This window comes from Kitasatospora sp. NPDC001175 (genome assembly GCF_053598215.1).
Window position 1 is genome coordinate 1 of sequence record NZ_JBSFJU010000038.1, and the last position, 19,860, is coordinate 19,860.

The following is a 19,860-nucleotide window of genomic DNA, read 5'->3' on the forward strand; positions in this document are numbered from 1 at the left end:
AGGGGCCCTCTCCTCGCCCGCCTCCGATGAGGAGGGGCCCTCTCCTCGCCCGCCTCCGATGAGGAGGGGCCCTCTCCTCACCCGCCTCCGATGAGCTGAGGAGAACCTGGACCGTCCGTCCAGGCCGTCGAAGGCGTCGAACAGGGGTGCGGGGAACCGTGCGGAGGACCGGCCACCGAGGTGCCCGGTCTCTCGCGCGGCTCCCCGCACCCCTGGGGGCTCAGCCCTCCGCCGGATCCAGTCCGGCGTGGAGCAGCCCGTAGGTGTACGCGTCCTCAAGTGCCAGCCAGGACGCGGCGATCACGTTGTCGGCGACCCCGACCGTGGACCAGGTCGATGCGGCGTCGCCGGACTCGATCAGTACCCGGGTCTTGGAGCCGGTGCCGTGCTGGCCCTCCAGGATGCGGACCTTGTAGTCCACCAGCTCCATCCGGGCGAGCTCCGGATAGATGTGCTCAAGTGCCGTGCGCAGCGCCATGTCCAGCGCGTTCACCGGGCCGTTGCCCTCGCCGGTGGCGATCCTGCGTTCGCCCTTGGCCCAGATCTTGACGGTGGCCTCGTTGCCCGCCTTCCCGTCCGGCAGCTGCTCGCTGATGGTGCGCCAGGACTCCAGGGTGAAGAAGCGCTCCCGGCGGCCCTTCACCTCGTCGCGGAGCAGCAGTTCGAACGAGGCGTCGGCGGCCTCGTAGGTGTAGCCGAGGTTCTCCTGCTCCTTGACCCTGGCGACCACCCGGCCCACCAGGTCGCGGTCGGCGGAGAGGTCGTAGCCGAGCTCCTTGCCCTTGAGCTCCACCGAGGCCCGGCCGGCCATGTCGGAGACCAGCATCCGCATGGTGTTGCCGACCAGTTCGGGGTCGATGTGCTGGTACAGGTCCGGGTCGACCTTGATCGCGGAGGCGTGCAGCCCGGCCTTGTGGGCGAAGGCGGAGAGGCCGACGTAGGGCTGGTGGGTGGAGGGGGCGAGGTTGACCACCTCGGCGATGGCGTGCGAGATCCGGGTCATCTCGGCCAACCTGCCCTCGGGCAGCACCCGCCGGCCGTACTTGAGTTCCAACGCGCCGACCACCGGGAACAGGTTGGCGTTGCCGACCCGCTCGCCGTAGCCGTTGGCGGTGCACTGGACGTGGGTGGCCCCGGCGTCCACGGCGGCCAGGGTGTTGGCGACGGCGCAGCCGGTGTCGTCCTGGGCGTGGATGCCGAGCCGGGCCCCGGTCTCCTTCAGCACGTCGGCGACGATCTCGCGGACGCCCGCTGGCAGCATCCCGCCGTTGGTGTCGCAGAGCACGACGACGTCGGCGCCGGCCTGGTGCGCGGTGCGGACCACGGCGAGGGCGTACTCGCGGTTGGCCCGGTAGCCGTCGAAGAAGTGCTCGCAGTCGATGAAGACCCGGCGGCCCTGGGAGCACAGGTACTCCACGCTGTCCCGGACCATCTCCAGGTTCTCCTCCAGGGTGGTGCGCAGCGCCAGTTCGACATGGCGGTCGTGGGACTTGGCGACCAGGGTGATCACCGGCGCGCCGGAGGTGACCAGGGCGGCCAGCTGCGGGTCCTCGGCGGCCCGGCCGCCGGCCCGGCGGGTGGCACCGAAGGCGACCAACCGGGCGGTCCTGAGGTCGAGTTCGGCGGCGGCCCGGGCGAAGAACTCGGTGTCGCGCGGGTTGGCGCCGGGCCAGCCGCCCTCGATGAAGCCGACGCCGAAATCGTCCAGGTGCCGGGCGATGGTCAGCTTGTCGGCGACCGTGAGGTTGATGCCCTCCCGCTGGGCGCCGTCGCGCAGCGTGGTGTCGAACACGTGGAAGCTGTCGTCGGGACGGCTATTGGCCTCGGTCATGACCCTGGGTTCTCCGTTTCCGGGGGTACTGCTGTCGTTTTGCCGGATTCTCCGGCTCCACTGTCCACCATCCCGCGCGCTCCCCGGTGTCCCTCGACCCCTTGTGGGGGCTTCGGCCGGTCCGGGCGGAAACAAAAAGACCCCTCGCGGGTGCGAGAGGTCTGCGCGCGGGTCTGGACGACGGTGATCGCTCCGTACCGGGGGGTTACCGGAGAGCGGTCACTGCGGACCGGCGCGCCTGCTGCTAATAATCAGCGAAAGCGAGGACACCCTTGGAGTGTGGCACACCATCCGGGATCCGGCCTGCCCGTCTCGCGATGCGGGACGTCTCAGACCAGCCGGTCGGTGGCCAGGTCAAAGTCGAAGGGCTTCGGCAGCGGCAGCGGATCGCCGACCGGGACCCCGGTGGTGGTCGTGTAGTCGCCACGCCGGGGAGCGCTGTGCAGGACGATCCGGTTCGCCTGGCGGTCCACCAACAGGTAGAGCGGGATGCCGGCGGCCGCATAGCCCTTCCGTTTGGCCTCGCGGTCCTTGCCCGGGCGGCTGGACGTGACCTCCATGACCATCAGCACCCCCTCCGGCTTGGACCAGGACTCCTGGCCCAGCATGGCGTCGGCCTCGGTGAACGTGCCGTCAGGAATGTACCGGCCGTCCGGCACGATCAGGCCCTTGCCAGGGGCAAAATCGATATCGTCTGCGCACAGCCGGAAGACCTGTCGAACAATCCGGCCGATCGCGGTCTCGTGGCCGCCGTCCGGTGGTGGGGTCACGACGATCTCCCCTTCGATGAGCTCGGCCTTGAACCCCTCGGGGGTATCCAAGGCGAGGAAGGCCTCCAGCAGGCCGTCGTCCTCGCCACCCGCCGTGTCGGAGATGTCGTGCGTCAGCGCGGTCACGAACCCTCCTTCCAGTCCGCAGAACTCAACGAGCGGAGCGATTCGAGGTTACCCACGCCGGGCGTCCCATCCCGCCACGGCGGACCGGGACGCCCGGCCGGAGATCAGACGATCTTGTGCAGCCAGCCATGGGTGTCCGGCACCTGGCCGCCCTGGATGGCGAGCAGGTTCCGGCGCAGCTCCATGGTGATCGGGCCGGGCTCGCCCTTGCCGACCGTCCAGTCCCCGCGGGCAGACTTGACCGAGCCGACCGGGGTGATGACGGCCGCGGTGCCGCAGGCGAAGACCTCCGTCAGGGTGCCGTCGGCGTTGCCCTGCTTCCACTCGTCGGTGGAGATCCTCCGCTCCTCCACGGCGTAGCCGAGGTCGGCGGCCAGCTTCAGCAGCGAGTTGCGGGTGATGCCGGGCAGCAGCGCGCCGGAGAGCTCGGGAGTGACGATCTTCGCGTCCTTGCCCTCGCCGAAGACGAAGTACAGGTTCATGCCGCCCATCTCCTCGATCCACCGGTGCTCGGCGGCGTCGAGCCAGACGACCTGGTCGCAGCCCTTCTCGGCGGCCTGGGCCTGGGCGACCAGCGAGGCGGCGTAGTTGCCGGCGCACTTGGCGGCACCGGTGCCCCCGGGCGCGGCGCGCACGTACTCCTCGGAGAGCCAGACCGAGACCGGCTTGACGCCACCGGGGAAGTAGGCGCCGGCCGGGGAAGCGATGATCATGAAGAGGTACTCGTTGGACGGGCGCACGCCCAGACCGACCTCGGTGGCGAACATGAACGGCCGCAGGTAGAGGCTCTGCTCAGGCTCGCTGGGCACCCAGGCCTGGTCCTGCTGGACCAGCAGCTCCACAGCCTCGATGAAGGTCTCGACCGGCAGCTCGGGCATCGCCAGCCGGCGGGCGGAGGCCTGGAAGCGCTCGGCGTTGGCGGTGGGCCGGAAGGTGGCGATGGAGCCGTCGGCCTGCCGGTACGCCTTGAGGCCCTCGAAGATCGCCTGGGCGTAGTGCAGCGTCATGTTGGCCGGGTCGATCTCCAGCGACGCGTACGGCGTCAGCTGGGCGTCGTGCCAGCCCCGGCCCTCGGTCCAGCGGATGGTGACCATGTGGTCGGTGAAGACGCGGCCGAAGCCGGGGTTGGCCAGCCGGGCCTGCCGCTCCGCGTCGGACAGCGGGTGCGCGGAGGGCTTGAGCTCGAACGTGATGGGCGCCTGGGTGGGCGTACTCATGTCAGTCTGTCCTTCACCGTGGGGTTGGTCCGGGCCCCGCCACCGGTGTTCGAACACACGACGGCACGGCCCACTGTCGATACTCGCATCCAGAGGGCCGTGCCGAACAGCTGGCAAGCTGCTCCGTTATGTGCTCCGGCCCGTCGGCCGGAACTTCCCCGTGAAGGATCCGGCCCGCTAGCCGGGACTCCCCTGCCAGGGATCCGGCCCGCTAGCCGGATACTCGGGCGGCGAGCGCGTCGCCGACCTGGGAGGTGGTCCGGGGGCCCGTGCGCTCGGCCAGGTCGGCCGCGACGGCGGCCTCGACCTTGGCCGCCTCGGCGGTGAAGCCGAGGTGTTCCAGCAGCATGGCGACGGACAGCACGGTGGCGGTCGGGTCGGCCTTGCCCTGGCCTGCGATGTCCGGTGCCGAGCCGTGCACCGGCTCGAACATCGACGGGAACTCACCGCTGGGGTTGATGTTTCCGCTGGCGGCCAGGCCGATGCCGCCGGTGACCGCTGCGGCCAGGTCGGTGAGGATGTCGCCGAACAGGTTGTCGGTGACGATCACGTCGAAGCGCTCGGGCTGGGTGACGAAGAAGATCGTCGCCGCGTCGACGTGCAGGTAGTCGGTGGTGACCTCGGGGAACTCCCGGCCGACCTGCTCGAAGGTCCGGGTCCACAGGTGGCCGGCGTGCACCAGCACGTTGTTCTTGTGGACCAGGGTGAGCTTCCTGCGCGGCCGGGCGGCGGCACGCCGGTACGCGTCGCGCACCACCCGCTCGATGCCGAAGGCGGTGTTGACGCTCACCTCGGTGGCGATCTCGTGCGCGGTGCCGGTCCTCAGGGTGCCGCCGTTGCCGGCGTAGGGGCCCTCGGTACCCTCGCGGACGACCACGAAGTCGATCTCCGGCCGGCCCGCCAGCGGACCGGTGACGCCCGGGAGGAGCTTGCCGGGGCGCAGGTTGACGTAGTGGTCGAAGGCGAACCGCAGCTTCAGCAGCAGTCCGCGCTCCAGTACCCCGGAGGGCACCGACGGGTCGCCGACGGCACCGAGCAGAATGGCGTCGTGGGTCTTCAGCTCGGCCAGCACGCTGTCCGGGAGGGTCTCGCCGGTGCGGTGGTAGAACCGGGCACCGAGGTCGTACTCGGTGGTCTCCACCTCGACGTCGGCGGGGAGGGCGGCGGCAAGCACCTTACGGCCTTCGGCCACCACTTCCTGGCCGATGCCGTCACCGGGGATCACTGCGAGACGAAGGCTGCGAGACATGGCAGGGACCATACTCGCGCGTCCCATGTCGTGACACGTTCTGTCCATCATCCGGACGTCGCGTGTCGCGGGAACGGTGGTACGCAGTTTCGAACGAAGCGGGCGTAACCGGTAATATCCATCCAGAGTTCATGGTTTCTTCACGGGGGATCACAGATGGTCAATCCCATCAGCCGGCGCCGCGCCCTGTGGCTCACCGGCGGGATGGCGGCACTGCCCGCGGCCGGTTACGGCCTGTGGGAGGCCACCCGTTCCGCACCGCCCAAGCCGCACGCCACCAAGGCTCCCCCGGAGACCATCCAGGCCAGCGGTATCGCGGGCAGCTCGGAGCGGATGTCCTTCGTCCATGTGATCGCCCATCCGGACGACAACCTCTACTTCATGAACCCCGACCTCGACCAGGCCGTCGCCACCGGCGCCTCCTGTGTCACGGTCTGCCTCACCGACGGCGAGTCGGACGGCCGCAACGTGCTGCACAGCGAGGCTGGCCACAGGCGCGTCCCCGCCGATCGCCCCGACTACACCAGGGCGCGGATCAACGGGCTCGCCGCCTCGTACGCCGTGATGGCCACCGGCGACGAGAACAGCCCGTGGGACGTGAAGCTGGTCAGCTACCACGACGGCATCTCGGTCGAGCAGCACACCCTGCGGGCCGCTCCCCACGTGCAACTGATATTCCCGGCGCTGGTGGAGGCCCGTGCGGTGAGCACCCCCAGGACGGACAGCCTGCGCGGTCTGTGGCTGGGCCAGGAGGAGCGGATATCCACCCTGCCTCCGGCGCACAGCGGCCTGCCCCCGCAGGCCGGTTACACCCGGGACCAGCTGATAGACACCCTGGTCAACATCATGGACCACTTCCGCCCCACCGTTGTCCGGATGCTGGACCCCAACCCGGACCATGCCCCCAAGGCGCCGCCCAGAGCGCAGGGCCTGCTCTACCTGGACCACCAAGACCACACCTACTCGGCGTACTTCACCCAGGCGGCGCTCGCCAAGCACTGGGGCGACGGCCTGGCCCGGACCGCGACGGTGGAGAGCTACCTCGGCTACGTCAACGCCGAGCTGCCGGCCAACCTGGACCAGGCGACCGTGCAGCGCAAGGCGCGACTGATCGACACCTACGGCTGGGCGGACGACCGCGACTGCGGCGACCCGGCAGGCTGCGGCGACCGCAAGGTCGGCAAGGGCGCGCTGCGCAACGGCTGGGCGCAGAGCACCCGTTACCGCGCGGCGGGCAGCGGCCAGTGGCTCCAGCGGACCGCCGACGGCAGGCTGGCGGCCTTCACGCTGCTGAACGGCGCGGCCGCGTACTGGTACGAGGACGCCAAGGGCTGGCACGGCCCCCGGCGGATCGCGGGCGGAGGTCTGGAGGGACAGCTGCAGGTGATCCGTCAATCCGACGGGCTGCTGCGGCTGCTCGGCGTGCGCACCGTGCTCGGGTACACCTTGCGGGACCACCGCCGTGAGGTCGTCACCTGCGTGCAGAGCCCGGGCGCTCCGGGCGAGCCGCCGTCTTTCGGCGACTGGCAGAGCCTGGGTTCGCCGGACGGTGACGACTCGGTGAAGTCGATGGAGTTCGGCTACCCGTGCGCCCTCGCCCGCCCGGACGGCAGCGTGCAGGTCTTCGTCCGCACCTTCGCGGGCACCGTCGCGGTACGGACGCTGGACGGCGGCTGGAACGCGCTGCCGCTGCCGAGCGGGGTGGGCCAGCAGGTCCAGGACGGCCTCGGCGCGGTGCTCGACGCGAACGGGCTGACCCATGTCTTCGCGGGTGGCAGGAGCGTCGCGCACTGGATGAGCGACACCCCGGGCGGGCCGCTGCGCCCGGCCTCGCCGACCGGTCTGCCGGTGCCGGGCGGCCCGATCACCGCCCTGCTGGCCCCGGACGGCCGGCTGCGGCTGCACTTCCGCGAGCCCAAGTCGGCGAAGGTGCTGACCGCCGAGCTCCAGCCCGGCAGAGGGACCTGGAAGGTTGTCGGCGAAACCATCCCACCAGGTGGTTTCGGCCGGGTCGCGGCCACCGCGAACGCGCTGGCGGTCCGGGACGGGAAGGGGCGCGTCGCCCTCTCCACCAGCCAGGACTGGCTGCACTCCGGCGGCCAGGAGTGGCTGCGCTCCGGACCGCTGCTGACCGGTACCCCCTCGCTCGCCACCGACCGGGCCGGCCTGCCGGTCGCCGTCGCGGTGGGCTGCGACGGCATGCTCTACGTCGCCCGGCGCCCGGCCGAGGACCAGCCGTTCGGCCAGTGGACCATGGCGCCCTGAGGCCGCCGGTTCCCGTGGGACAGGGCCGCTTATGCTCGACCAGTTCAAGACGACCCGCAGCAGGGAGCCGCACGCCGTGAGCCGGAGCACCGCCCTCGTCCGCCGCCTGAGAAGCCCGGAGCTCGGTGCGGCCCTGCTCGCGGCCGGGCTCTCGATGGGCGCCTACTGCCTGGCACTGGCGCTGCGCGGCACGTACCCGTTCGGCGCGCGCTCGCGCGCGGTGAACGACCTGGGCAACCAGTTCGTGCCGTTCCACGCCCACCTGTGGGACCTCCAGCACGGAAACACCACCGGTGACCTGGTCTTCAACTGGAACAGCGGCTACGGCGCGCCGTTCCTGGCGGACTTCTTCACCTATCTGACGAATCCGTTCTCCTGGCTGGTCGGGCTCTTCCCGCGCGACGCGGTGAACTTCCCGGTCTTCCTGGTGACGCTGCTCAGCATCGGCCTGGGCGCGGCCGTGATGACGTACTTCCTGGGCCGGCTGCGCCCCGGGTCGCCGTGGCTGCGCGCGCTGCTCGGGACGGGGTACGGGGTCTGCGCCTGGGCGGTCAACGACGGTTCCCCCGACCCGATGTGGATGTGGGGCCTGGTCTCGCTGCCGCTGGTCGGCATCGCCTGCGACTGGTGCCTGCGCGGCCGCCGCTGGGTGCTCGGCACGCTCTTCGTGGCCGTCGCCTGGGCGGGGAACTTCTACACCGGCGCGATGGCCACCATCGGTGCCGGACTGGTGCTGCTGCTTCGGGTGGTGCTGGACGAGCGGCCGGTCCGGGCCCGGCTGCTGGTACTGGGCCGGGCCGCGGCCATGGTCGTGACCGGGGTGCTGCTGACCGCGCCGGTGATGTTCGTCGGCCTCAAGGCCAGCAAGGCCTCCCAGCCCGCGCCACTCGCCACCTACGACGGACCGCCCGCGCTCACCGACTACCTGGCCCAGCTGCTGCCCGGCGGCCGCTCCGCGGTGAGCGTGCCGAACGTCTTCATCGGGGTGCTCGGTCTGCTGCTGGTCGCCTCGCTGCCGTTCAACCGGCGGCTCGGCGTGCGCGAGCGGGTGGCCTGGTACGCGCTGCTGCTGCTGGTCGCGCTCAGCTTCGTCTGGGAGCCGACCATCCTGCTCTGGCACGGCCTGGCGATCCCCAACGGCAGCCCGTACCGGGCCGCCTTCGTGCTCAGCGGCATGCTGACGATGGCCGCCTGGGTCTCGCTCTCCCGCCGCCCCGACCTCTTCGCGCTGACCGGCGGCGCCGCGCTGGTGGCCCTGGTCGTGCTGGCCGGGCACGGCCGCAGCTCGGTCTACGCCATGACCTGGGTGCTGGTCCTGGCCGGCGGCGCGCTCACCTTCGCCGCGCTCTGGGCGCTGGAGCACTGGCACGGCGACCGCCGGGCCGGGCGCATCGCCGTCCTGGTGCTCACCTGCGGCGTGCTGGCCGGGACCACCCTGTCCACGTACTCGGCCACGGTGATCCGCGACAAGCTGCCGTTCTTCTTCCCCCGCCCCACCATCAACGGGCCGAGCCTGGCCGCGTACCAGGTGCTCAGCCGGCACGACGACTGGCCCGCCTCCCGCACCGACCCGGGCCCGCACGAGTTCGCCTCCAACGACCCGATGCTGCTGGCCGGCGAGGGCGGTTCGTACTACAGCAGCTACCTCCCGGCCACCACCGCCGAACTGCTGCACGACCTCGGCGCGGGCTGGTTCATCCAGGGCCGGCACACCCTCAGCCCGGCCGACCCGGTCGGCCGGGCCCTGTTCGGGGTCACCACCTACCTGGACAGCAGCTCGGACCCGAACGGCTTCACCGCCAAGCACGCCGCCGCCGCGCCGCTGGTCACCGTGCACCCCTCGATCAAGCCGGACACCTCCTCGGTCTGGTCCCGCCAGGAGTCCCTGCTCGGCGCCGAGGTGTACGAGGTCCCGCAGCTGACCCCGACCGCCGGCCCCCGGCCCGCCCTGCACGGCAGCAGCGGCTGGTCCGTCCCGGCCACGCCCAGGGGCAGCGCCTGGACCACCTTCACCGGCAGCTGCGCCCCCGGCAGCAGCGCGTTCTTCTACGCGCCGTGGTTCGGCGGCACGGTGATGGGGATGGGCGCCAAGTACGAGAGCTACGGCAGGCAGCCGATGACCGCCATGCCGATCAGGTCGCTCGGCACGGTCGGCGCCGACGGCAGGGTCCAGGTGCAGCTGCGCGCCTCGGCCGCCGCCCAGATCCCGGCCCAGCCGATCGGCTGCTTCAACCAGCCGGCCCTCGACCGGGCGCTCGCCGGGCTCAAGGGCGCCACCCACGTCAGCGCGGGCGGGCACACCCTGAGCGCCGAGCTGCCCGCCTCCTCGAGCGGTACCGCGCTGGTCGCGCTGCCCGCCGTCACCGGCTGGCAGTGCTCGGTGGACGGCGGCGCCGCCCGCCCGGTGCAGTCCGTGCTCGGGATGATCGGGGTGCCGCTCGGCAGCGGGGCTTCCCGCCTGTCCTGCAGCTACCGCACCCCCGGGCTCGCGCCGGGACTCGCGGTCAGCGGAGTCGGCCTGGTTGTCCTCGTCGGAGTGCCGCTCGCCGCTAGGCTGCGGCGCAGGGGCAAGGCGGTTGGGTCGGCCACCCCGGTACCATCGACGTGATTATCGGGACAAATGTGGCAGTGCGACCAGCCGCCCTGAGTGCCCACTACCGGAGGTGAGCCAGTGCGACTGTCGGTCGTGGTCCCCTGCTACAACGAAGAAGACGTGATCGACCTCTTCGACAAGTCGATCCGCGCCAACCTGGACGAACTGCCGATCGACTACGAGCTCTGCTACGTGGACGACGGCAGCCGCGACGGCACCCTGGAGCACCTGCGCAAGCTCGCCGACGAGCACCCGGGCAGCACTCGGTACGTGTCCTTCAGCCGCAACTTCGGCAAGGAGGCCGGCATGCTGGCCGGCCTGCGCGAGGCCACCGGCGACGCCGTGGTGCTGATGGACGCCGACCTCCAGCACCCGCCGGAGCTGATCGAGCGGATGCTGGAGCTCTACGACCGCGGCCACGACCAGGTGATCGCCCGCCGCACCCGCGAGGGCGACAAGGCCGTCCGCAGCGCCGTCAGCCGGTTGTACTACCAGCTGATCAACAAGTGGGTGGACGTCGAGATCGAGGACGGCGTCGGCGACTTCCGACTGCTCTCCCGCAAGGCCGTGGACGCGCTGCTCTCACTGCCGGAGTACAACCGCTTCTCCAAGGGCCTGTTCTCCTGGATCGGCTTCGACACCGTCACCTTCGACTACCGGAACGTGGCCCGCGAGGCCGGCGAGACCAAGTGGCGGTTCGGCGCCCTGCTGAACTACGGCATGGACGGCCTGATCTCCTTCAACAACCGCCCGCTGCGGCTCGCCATCTACCTCGGCCTCACCCTGGTCGGCCTGGCCGCCCTCTACGCGGCGTGGATCACCGCGTCGGCCATGGTGGACGGGATCGACTCCCCCGGTTACGTCACCCTGATCGTCGCGATAGTCGCTCTCGGCGGCCTGCAGATGGTGATGCTCGGGCTGATCGGCGAGTACATCGGACGGATCTACTACGAGACCAAGCGCCGACCGCACTTCCTGGTGAAGGAGACCAACGCGCCGCGCGCGACCTTCAGGACCGAGGGCTACCGCGGCTCCCAGGAGGAAGAGCGGTGAAGCCGCAGTTCTGGCAGATCGTCAGGTTCGGACTGGTCGGCGTCGCCAACACCGCGACCTTCTACCTGATCTACCTGGCGCTGCACCCCTTCCTGCCGTACTTCGCGGCGTTCACCATAGCCTTCCTGCTCAGCATGGTCGGCTCGTTCTTCCTGCACACCCACTTCACCTACCGGACCAGGCCGACCTGGAAGAAGTTCCTGCTCTTCCCGCTGCCCAACATCACCAACTACCTGGTGCAGAGCACCGGGGTCGTCGCCCTGGTCCGCTGGGTGCACCTGGACAGCAAGATCGCCCCGCTGGTGGCCGCGCTGGTCGCGATCCCGGTCACCTTCGTGCTGTCGAAGATCGTGCTGACCGGCCGGGCCCGGACGCCCGCCCCGGCCGGTCCGCACGGCTCAGCCGGCGTCGACCAGCTGGACGCGGTCGCCGTTCCGGTTGAGGTGGTGGACAAGTAGCAGCCCGGAGCGGTCGCCCGCCGCGCGGCGCAGCTCCAGCGCCCCGCCCGGCTGCTCCCGGGCCAGCACCGCGGCCGGTCCCCCCGGCCCGCTGCGGACGTCCAGCGCCGGGTGCAGGACGTCGATGCCCATGGTGGGCTTCTCGCCGTCCATCCCGATCGAGGAGATGGCGTCCAGGGCGCTCACCGGCCTGCCGCCGGTGAAACCCGTCCACAGTCCGTAGCGGATGCCCGTGGCACCCGGCTTCAGCCGGGGCAGCTTGGCCAGCCGGACCGGCAGCACCACGGTGTCGCCGTCCAGCAGGCCGGTCTCGGTCTCGCCCCAGCGGGCGTTCAGCGGCTGGACGTCCAGCTCCGCGCCGGTGGCGGCGTCCAGGGTGCGGGCCACCAGGACGTCGCTGCCGGGCAGCCGGTCGGCGGCCACGACGGCGTCGGCGACACCGTCGCCGTCGGTGTCAAGGGAGGCCCGGACGGCGAAGTTCCCCACCGGGGTGGCCGCCGGGGCCCAGAAGGTGGCGGCCAGGTAGAGCGTGCCCTGGGCCAGGCCGTCGCCGCCGAGCTCCGGGGCGTCGCTGGCCGCGCCCGCGAAACGCAGGTCGGCGGCCCGGTCGCCGTCCTGGCCGGCGCACGGCCCCGCGCCCTTGCGATCCGGCTCCCGCCCGTCCTGGTGCAGGGCATCCGTGGCGCCGTCCGGGCAGTCGGGCCAGCGCGCGCCCGCTCCGCCCAGCGCGAAGGCGCTGACCAGGCCGCCGCCCGCACCGGGCGCGGCGGTGCCGTTCAGGGCGAGCAGGGTGCTGGACGGCGAGGTGCGCACCTGGGGACCGGCCTTGAGCTCGGAGGCCGGGCGGGGCGCGGCGAACAACGGCACCCGCAGTACCGGCAGCCCCGCGTCGGCCGGGGTGAGCACCAGCCGCCCGGAGAGCTCGGCCCGCCAGCTGCGGGCCCGGCCCGCCTGGAGGAGGTCGACGGTCGGGTCGGGCGAGCGGCCCAGCTGTCCCGGCACGCGCAGCATGACGGTGACCCTGGCCGTTCCCTGGGCCGGGACGGTCACCTGGCGCGGCGTCATCTCGAAGGAAGCGCCCGGGACTTCGGTGGACGACTGGTAACCGGTGGTGTAACCGACCGGATGGGACGAGAAGTTGCGGATCTCCACCTCCCGCTTCAGCGCGGTCGGACCGGTGACCGGCACCGGGCCGAAGGAGACGCCGACCGCGCCGTCCACCGCCCCCTGGCCCGCCGCGTACGCCACGGCGGGTGTCCGTACCGCCTGGTCCGCCTGGGCGCGTCCGGCACCGGCCCGCTCGGGCCCGTACACCGGCCCGGTGCGGTTGTCGCCGAGCCGGGTGTCGGCCGCGGTGTTCATCAGGGCCGCCTTGACCTCGGCGGCCGTCCAGGCCGGGTGGGCGGCCCTGACCAGGGCGGCGAGTCCGGCGACGTGCGGGCTGGCCATCGAGGTGCCGTCCTCGCGCGTCCCGCCGCTACCGCTGCCCGCCCTGGCCGACCAGATGGTCTCGCCGGGCGCCGCGAGGTCCGGCTTCACCACGCCCGGCAGGCCGATGCCGCGCGAGGTGAAGGAGGCCAGGGTGTCGGTGCGCTGCGGCTGGTCCTGGCCGACCGAGCCGTGCAACCGGTTCTCCCTGGCGGCCAGTTGGACCTTCACCGGTCCGCCGGCCATGGCCTTGGTGAGCCGTTCGCCGTCCGCCTTCGCCAGGATCGCCACCGGGATCCGGTCGTCGCCGGCGAGTTCGCCGAGGCCGTCGCCGTCGGCGGCGAACAGCGCGCCGACCGCCCCGGCCGCCGCCGCGTTGTCCGCCCGCAGTGCGGAACCGCAGGCCCTGTCGGCGTCCTTGGTCCGCCAGGAGAGCACCGCCACCTTGCCGCGCAGCCGTTCGGCGTCGGCCGGGCCGAACGGTGTGCAGCCGTCCGACTGGTCGGCTGGCAGGGCGAGTTGACCGCTGACGTCCTCGGTGGACCAGCGGGGGTACTTGGCGCTCCAGTGCGCCGGGACCACTCCGGCCAGCGACTCGGGGGCGAGCACTCGGATGCCGTCCGCGTCGGTGTGCCGGTCGACCGAGGCGGCCACCCCGATGACGCGCGCCGCGGTGCCGGGGCTGCCGCCGATGCCGTACACGTCGCCGTCGTTGCCGATCGCTGCGGCCACCACCGTCCCGAGCCCGGCCAGCCGGTCGGCGGCGATCGCGTCTGCGTCGTCCGGTCCGCCGAAGCGGCCGCCGAGGGAGAGGTTGACCACGTCCAGGCGGTCCGTCAGGTCTCCGTCGCCGTTGGGGTCGGCGGCCAGGTCGAGTGCCTGGGCGAGCTGGTCGGTGGATCCCTCGCAGCCGAAGACCCGGATCGCGAACAGCCTTGCGCCGGGGGCGACTCCGGGGGCGACCTTGAAGGCGGCCGGATCGAGACCGGGACGGTAGGGCCCGGTGTAGGTGCGGCCGTCCGCGGTGACGCCGAGGCCCGCGACGGTGCCCGCGACATGGGTGCCGTGACCGTTGGCGATGCAGTCGATGGGGTTGTCGCCGGGGTGCGGCACCGGCTGCGGATGCGCGGAGGAGGGGTCGGGGTCGTAGTCGTCGCCGACCAGGTCCTTGCCGCCGAACACCTTGGCACTGGGGAACAGCCCGGCGGGAACGGTCCTGGCGCCGGCCGCCGAGCGGAACGCCTCCTCGGTGCCGGGGCCGCCGAAATCCGCGTGGGTGTAGTCGACGCCGGAGTCGATGATGCCGACCCTGACCCCCTCGCCGGTGTTGCCCGGCAACCCCGCGGTGCCCGACCAGACGGCGGGGGCGCCGGTGAGCGGCACCGAGTACCCGTTGGAGCGGCGCTTGAGGGTGATCGGGTGGACCGCCCTGACCCCGGGCAGCCGCCGCAGCCCGGCCAGCCGGTCGGGGGGCGCGGACACCGCGATCCCGGTGATCAGGGTGTGCGTACGGTACAGCTCACGGGCAGCGGGGGCGGCGCGGCGGACCGCGCCGGCCAGGGTGTCCAGCGCCCGGTCGGCCCGGCGGCGCTGTCCTGCCCCGGCCTCGGCGGCGGCCCGGCGGACCTCCTCCGGTGAGCGCTTGGACCGGCGGGCGCCATCGGCCGCCCGGTGCCAGGCGAGGGCCGCGGGTTCGGCGTCCAGCTCCAGCAGGACGCGCTGCGGCGGTCCGGCCCGCCCGGGCAGCGGCCTCGGTCCGGCTGCCACGCCGGGCGGGGCCGCGGTGAGCGCCACGCAGCCCGCCAGTACGGCGAGGGCGGCCCCCAGCCTGGTCGGCCGCCCGCGCCGCGGGGGCCTGGCGGAGGGGTTTCGGCTGGGAACCGGTGGGATGCGCACGGAGCCGTCCTTCCCCGGCAGGGGCGGACAGATCTCACTGCCGCCCGCGCCGCGCGGACGTTGATCACCCCTCCGGAAGGGCTCAAATTACGATCATCGCGCCGGTACGGGCGAGCCGACTCCCTCCTTCGGGGAGGGAGTGCACTCATGCGGGTGACGACCGGTCAGGCTTCCGGGCGAAAGGGCCGGTTCAGCCGACGTGGCCGGTGGCACCGCCGTTGTCGCGGCGGTCCAGGGCGCGCTGGAGCGCGGCGGCGGCGTGCGGGTCGGGCGCCACCCGGCGCCGCCGGCGCGGGGCGCGGACGGGAGTGGTCGGAACGGGACGGCGGTCTGCGGTGGGGGGCATACCGGGCTCCTTCGGGCGAGGGCGCGTACGAGGGCGCGCACCGAGGGGTTCAGGAGGACTGGGAGTGCCGCGCACCGCGCCCTGGCATGGTGGTGGCGGGCGACGGGCCGGCACGCCGGACAGGGGTCGCCTGCCGGTACGCGGACGGCACGCACGGGCCGGCGCTCCCGCTTGTCGGGGCGGCTCACCGTGCGGCTCCTTCCAAAGTACGACGCCGGGCAGGCGCTGTCTGCACGAATAGTTGGATTTCCTAGTATCTGAGACGGCGTTCACCCCGAAGACGCGCGAGGGCCCGGACCGAAGCGGTCCGGGCCCTTCCACCGACGGTCGATCAGTCGTCCAGCACCATGGCCTCGGCGCAGGCCGCGATGGTCAGGATCAGCGCGTCGTCCTGGCCGGGAACGATGGTGACGCCGTAGTGCTCGCTCAGCAGCGACCACTTGCGGTCGATGTGCGCGACCTCCTGCTCGCCATAGGTGATGGCGTACTGGTGGTCGGTGATGTTGCCGGTGACGTGCAGCTCGGCGCCGTTCTCGAAGGTCACCGTGAACTTGTAGACCAGCGGGGAGAACAGGGCCTTCTTCACGGTCGCGATCCGCTGCTCACCACGCTGGATGTAGCGGATGTCGCGGAGCGTCATGATCTTCTCGGAGATCCGGTACAGCTCGTTGCCGTTCACGTCCTGCAGGGCGATGACACCGCTGAAGCTGAACATCCTCTCGTCGACCTGGAAGACGCGCTCACCGTTGCGCTTGATCCAGAAGTCGTGGGTGGGCGAGAAGAACTTCTCGTCGATCTCGTAGGTCACGCCGTTCTGCACCGGCTCCTCACCGGAGAGCAGGCGCTGGCTCAGGCCCTGCAGGAAGTTGTCGTGCTGCTCCCCGTGGCCCTGCTGCGGCTCGCTGCCAAGCAGCTGCTGGGCGAAGCCGAGCAGGTCGCCGAAGCCGTTACTCATGGCGGGATTCCCCTTTTGTCGTGCCATCGTTCGACAAGACTGTAGAGGCCCCTCTCTAGTGGCCGACAGCCCTTCCCCGGTCCTGTTGCACAATCAGCACAACAGCGGGGAAGGGCTGTCGAAAAGTCATCAGCGGCCGGCGTCAGCCGAGGTTGACCGCCCGCGCGAACTGGGCGCCGATCGCGCCGGCGATCTCGGCCAGCACCTCCTGGGACACCTCGCTGTCCACGGTGATCGAGGCCAGCGCGCAGCCGTTGTCCCGGGCGACCTGCATGCCCGCGATGTTGATGCCGGCGTCGCCGAGGATCTTGCCGAGGGTGCCGACCACACCGGGGCGGTCGTCGTACTTGAAGAAGACCATGTGGTCGGTGAGCGCGACGTCCACGTCGAAGGAGTCCACGCCGACGATCTTCTGGGCCAGCTTGGGGCCGGCCAGGGTGCCGGAGATGGCGCTCTCGCTGCCGTCCGAGAGGGTGCCGCGCACGGTGATCACGTTGCGGTGCTCGGGGCTCTCGCTGGAGGTGGTCAGCCGGACCTCCACGCCGCGCTCCTGGGCGAACAGCGGGGCGTTGACATAGGACACCGTCTCGGCCACGACGTCCTCGAACACGCCCTTCAGCGCGGAGAGTTCGAGCACCTTGACGTCGTGCTGGGTGATCTCGCCGCGCACCTCGACGTCGAGGCGGACGGCCACCTCGCCGGCCAGCGCGGTGAAGATCCGGCCCAGCTTCTCGGCCAGCGGCAGCCCCGGCCGGACGTCCTCGGCGATCACGCCGCCCTGGACGTTGACCGCGTCCGGCACCAGCTCGCCGGCCAGCGCCAGGCGGACCGACCTGGCGACCGAGATGCCGGCCTTCTCCTGCGCCTCGTCGGTGGAGGCACCCAGGTGCGGGGTGCAGACCACGTTGTCGAAGGCGAACAGCGGAGAGTCGGTGCACGGCTCCTGGGTGTAGACGTCCAGGCCGGCGCCGGCCACCCGGCCGTCCTTGAGCGCGCTGAGCAGCGCCTCCTCGTCCACGATGCCGCCGCGGGCGGCGTTGACGATCCGCACGGTCGGCTTGACCTTGTGCAGCGCCTCGTCGCCGATCAGGCCGATGGTCTCCGGGGTCTTGGGCAGGTGGACGGTGATGAAGTCCGAGACCTGGAGCAGCTCCTCCAGGGTGACCAGCTTGACGCCCATCTGGGCGGCGCGGGCGGCCTGGATGTAGGGGTCGTACGCGACGATCTTCATCCCGAAGGCGGACATCCGCTGGGCGACCAGCACACCGATCCGGCCGAGGCCGACCACGCCGAGCACCTTCTCGGAGAGCTCGACACCGGTGTACTTGTTGCGCTTCCACTCGCCCTTCTTCAGCGCGGTGTTGGCCGGCGCGATGTTCCGGGCGACCGAGATCAGCAGGCCGCAGGCGAGTTCGGCGGCGGTGACGATGTTGGAGGTCGGGGCGTTGACGACCATCACGCCGGCCTTGGTGGCGGCCGCGACGTCCACGTTGTCCAGGCCCACGCCGGCCCGGGCGACGACCTTGAGCCGCTTGGCGACGGCCAGCGCCTCGGCGTCCACCTTGGTGGCGCTGCGGATCAGGATGGCGTCCACGTCCGCGATGGCGGTCAGCAGTTCGGTGCGGTCCCCGCCGTTGCAGTGGCGGATCTCGAAGTCCGGTCCGAGCGCGTCGACGGTGGCGGGCGACAGCTCTTCGGCGATCAGTACGACAGATTTGCTCACGACGGTTTGTCCTTATGACTGTCCGGTCCCCACCGCCCACGGAGGTGGCGTGACGGGCAGGGGGAAAGTGGCATGCCGCGTAGGTAGACGCACGACGCTGTGAGCCTGACGCGCACTCGGAAGTGTATCGACGGGGCGGGTACGGGGCCGCTCCCGTCCGGCGAAATCACCCGGACGGGAGCAGCCTTGTTGTACAAGGCCGTTGAGCGGCCTCAGCGCGAGGTCACGCCTCCTCGTCGACCCAGCTCATCAGCTTGCGCAGCTTCTTGCCGGTGGTCTCCAGCAGGTGCTGGGAGTCGGCGTTCTTGTACTCGTTGTACTTCGGCAGACCGGCCTTGTACTCGGCGATCCAGGTGTTGGCGAAGGTGCCGTCCTGGATCTCCGCGAGGACCTTCTTCATCTCGGCCTTGGTGGCGTCGGTGATGATGCGCGGGCCGGTGACGTAGTCGCCCCACTCGGCGGTCTCGGAGATCGACCAGCGCATCTTCTCCAGGCCGCCCTCGTACATCAGGTCGACGATGAGCTTCAGCTCGTGCAGGCACTCGAAGTAGGCGATCTCCGGCTGGTAGCCCGCCTCGACCAGGGTCTCGAAACCGGCCTTGACCAGGGCGGCGGTGCCACCGCAGAGGACGGCCTGCTCACCGAACAGGTCGGTCTCGGTCTCCTCGGTGAAGGTGGTCTTGATGACGCCGGCCCGGGTGCCGCCGATGCCCTTGGCGTAGGACAGGGCCAGCGCGAAGGCGCCGCCGGTGGCGTCCTGCTCGACGGCCACGATGCACGGGACGCCGCGGCCCTCCTCGTACTGGCGGCGGACCAGGTGGCCCGGGCCCTTCGGGGCGACCATGCAGACGTCGACGTCGGCCGGGGGCTTGATGAAGCCGAAGCGGATGTTCAGGCCGTGGCCGAAGAACAGGGCCTTGCCCGCCTTCAGGTTCGGCTCGATGGCCTCCTTGTAGACGTCGGCCTGGATCGGGTCCGGCACCAGGATCATGATGACGTCGGCCTCGGCCGCGGCCTCGGCCGGGGTGGTGACGCGCAGGCCCGCCTCCTCGGCCTTGGCGCGGGACTTGGAGCCCTCCAGCAGGCCGACGCGGACGTCGACGCCCGAGTCGCGCAGGGACAGCGCGTGGGCGTGGCCCTGGCTGCCGTAGCCGATGACCGCGACCTTGCGGCCCTGGATGATGGACAGGTCGGCGTCGTCTTCGTAGAACAGCTCGGCCACTTCTGGCACATCTCCTTGCGTGGTGGTGAAGCCGGTTCGGCTAACCGTAGTTGCAACCGGCGAGGGTGTGGGGCGGTACTTCAGGGGGTGAGACGACTGCGTGTCAGACCCGCGGTCCGTCAGGCACTGCGGTCGAGGGCGCGCAGCGAGCGGTCGGTGATCGACCGGGCACCGCGCCCGATCGCCACCAGGCCGGACTGCACGAGCTCCTTGATGCCGTACGGCTCCAGCATCTTGAGCATCGCCTCCAGCTTGTCGGAACTGCCGGTGGCCTCGATGGTCACCGCGTCCGGCGAGACGTCGACGGTCTTGGCCCGGAACAGCTGCACGATCTCGACGACCTGCGAGCGGGTCTCGGCGTCCGCGCGGACCTTGACCAGGACCAACTCCCGCTGGACGGCCTGGGCCTGGTCCAGCTCGACGATCTTTATCACGTTGACCAGCTTGTTCAGCTGCTTGGTGACCTGCTCCAACGGGAGGTCCTCGACGTTGACCACGATGGTCATCCGGGAGATGTCCGGGTGTTCCGTCGGGCCGACGGCGAGGGAGTCGATGTTGAAGCCCCGACGGGAGAACAGGCTGGCGATGCGGGCCAGCACGCCGGGCTTGTTCTCGACCAGGACGGAGAGGGTGTGCTTGGACATGTCGGTCATGGGCTCTCTATCGGGTCGTCTGGGCGGGTGCTCCGGCGAAGCCGGACCGGGTGAGGGCGGGAGGGCGGGCGACGG

General features: G+C 71.3%; 14 protein-coding genes. 4 read left to right on the forward strand and 10 right to left on the reverse strand.

Going from position 1 to position 19,860, the window contains the following annotated elements; genetic code table 11:
- Positions 1–220 precede the first annotated feature (220 nt).
- The 4 genes from cimA to ACWDAK_RS24900 all read right to left on the reverse strand — a co-directional run bounded on the left by cimA (position 221) and on the right by ACWDAK_RS24900 (position 5,193).
- A complete protein-coding gene (cimA, locus tag ACWDAK_RS24885) occupies positions 221–1,831 on the reverse strand; it encodes a citramalate synthase (protein ID WP_427394917.1) in 1,611 nt (536 codons plus the stop codon).
- A gap of 329 nt (positions 1,832–2,160) precedes the next feature.
- Entirely contained in the window at positions 2,161–2,727 is a 567-nt protein-coding gene (locus tag ACWDAK_RS24890; protein WP_344640155.1) for a Uma2 family endonuclease, read from the reverse strand.
- 104 nt (positions 2,728–2,831) lie between these two features.
- Complete coding sequence (locus ACWDAK_RS24895) at positions 2,832–3,944, reverse strand: branched-chain amino acid aminotransferase (protein ID WP_344640154.1); 1,113 nt, start codon at positions 3,942–3,944, stop codon at positions 2,832–2,834.
- A 211-nt stretch (positions 3,945–4,155) separates the two neighbouring features.
- Complete coding sequence (locus ACWDAK_RS24900) at positions 4,156–5,193, reverse strand: 3-isopropylmalate dehydrogenase (protein ID WP_344640153.1); 1,038 nt, start codon at positions 5,191–5,193, stop codon at positions 4,156–4,158.
- A 156-nt stretch (positions 5,194–5,349) separates the two neighbouring features.
- Here ACWDAK_RS24900 and ACWDAK_RS24905 point away from each other — a divergent pair, with 156 nt between their 5' ends.
- From ACWDAK_RS24905 to ACWDAK_RS24920, 4 genes are all read left to right on the forward strand, one after another.
- Positions 5,350–7,458 (forward strand): PIG-L family deacetylase, encoded by a 2,109-nt coding sequence (locus ACWDAK_RS24905; protein ID WP_344640152.1) that lies wholly within the window; start codon positions 5,350–5,352, stop codon positions 7,456–7,458.
- Positions 7,459–7,534: 76 nt separating this feature from the next.
- Positions 7,535–10,066, forward strand: coding sequence for a YfhO family protein (locus tag ACWDAK_RS24910; protein WP_427394918.1), 2,532 nt, complete (start codon positions 7,535–7,537; stop codon positions 10,064–10,066).
- A 63-nt stretch (positions 10,067–10,129) separates the two neighbouring features.
- Entirely contained in the window at positions 10,130–11,104 is a 975-nt protein-coding gene (locus ACWDAK_RS24915) for a glycosyltransferase family 2 protein (protein WP_344640150.1), read from the forward strand.
- Positions 11,101–11,562 carry a GtrA family protein gene (locus ACWDAK_RS24920; RefSeq protein WP_344640149.1) on the forward strand — a complete coding sequence of 154 codons (462 nt, stop codon included), beginning with the start codon at positions 11,101–11,103 and terminating at the stop codon, positions 11,560–11,562. Before ACWDAK_RS24915 ends, ACWDAK_RS24920 begins: the two co-directional genes overlap by 4 nt.
- Here ACWDAK_RS24920 and ACWDAK_RS24925 read toward each other — a convergent pair.
- The 6 genes from ACWDAK_RS24925 to ilvN form a co-directional block, all read right to left on the reverse strand.
- Positions 11,503–14,886, reverse strand: a complete 3,384-nt coding sequence (locus tag ACWDAK_RS24925; RefSeq protein ID WP_344640148.1) for a S8 family peptidase — start codon at positions 14,884–14,886, stop codon at positions 11,503–11,505. The genes ACWDAK_RS24920 and ACWDAK_RS24925 overlap by 60 nt on opposite strands.
- A 190-nt stretch (positions 14,887–15,076) precedes the next feature.
- Positions 15,077–15,232, reverse strand: coding sequence for a hypothetical protein (locus ACWDAK_RS24930; protein ID WP_344640147.1), 156 nt, complete (start codon positions 15,230–15,232; stop codon positions 15,077–15,079).
- 331 nt (positions 15,233–15,563) lie between these two features.
- Positions 15,564–16,187, reverse strand: coding sequence for an LURP-one-related/scramblase family protein (locus ACWDAK_RS24935; protein WP_344640146.1), 624 nt, complete (start codon positions 16,185–16,187; stop codon positions 15,564–15,566).
- A gap of 142 nt (positions 16,188–16,329) precedes the next feature.
- Positions 16,330–17,910: a phosphoglycerate dehydrogenase gene (serA, locus tag ACWDAK_RS24940; protein WP_344640145.1), complete on the reverse strand. Its 1,581-nt coding sequence runs from the start codon at positions 17,908–17,910 to the stop codon at positions 16,330–16,332.
- 223 nt (positions 17,911–18,133) lie between these two features.
- Positions 18,134–19,132: a ketol-acid reductoisomerase gene (gene ilvC / locus ACWDAK_RS24945; protein ID WP_344640144.1), complete on the reverse strand. Its 999-nt coding sequence runs from the start codon at positions 19,130–19,132 to the stop codon at positions 18,134–18,136.
- Between the two features lie 119 nt (positions 19,133–19,251).
- Positions 19,252–19,776, reverse strand: coding sequence for an acetolactate synthase small subunit (ilvN, locus tag ACWDAK_RS24950; protein WP_344640159.1), 525 nt, complete (start codon positions 19,774–19,776; stop codon positions 19,252–19,254).
- Between the last annotated feature and the right edge of the window lie 84 nt (positions 19,777–19,860).

What these genes read in the sequence shown, in the direction of transcription:
- cimA (WP_427394917.1), bottom strand. Translation starts at nt 1,831, where the DNA reads ATGACCGAGGCCAATAGCCGTCCCGACGACAGCTTCCACGTGTTCGAC.
- ACWDAK_RS24895 (WP_344640154.1), bottom strand. Translation starts at nt 3,944, where the DNA reads ATGAGTACGCCCACCCAGGCGCCCATCACGTTCGAGCTCAAGCCCTCC.
- ACWDAK_RS24900 (WP_344640153.1), bottom strand. Translation starts at nt 5,193, where the DNA reads ATGTCTCGCAGCCTTCGTCTCGCAGTGATCCCCGGTGACGGCATCGGC.
- ACWDAK_RS24905 (WP_344640152.1), top strand. Translation starts at nt 5,350, where the DNA reads ATGGTCAATCCCATCAGCCGGCGCCGCGCCCTGTGGCTCACCGGCGGG.
- ACWDAK_RS24930 (WP_344640147.1), bottom strand. Translation starts at nt 15,232, where the DNA reads ATGCCCCCCACCGCAGACCGCCGTCCCGTTCCGACCACTCCCGTCCGC.
- ACWDAK_RS24935 (WP_344640146.1), bottom strand. Translation starts at nt 16,187, where the DNA reads ATGAGTAACGGCTTCGGCGACCTGCTCGGCTTCGCCCAGCAGCTGCTT.
- ilvN (WP_344640159.1), bottom strand. Translation starts at nt 19,776, where the DNA reads ATGTCCAAGCACACCCTCTCCGTCCTGGTCGAGAACAAGCCCGGCGTG.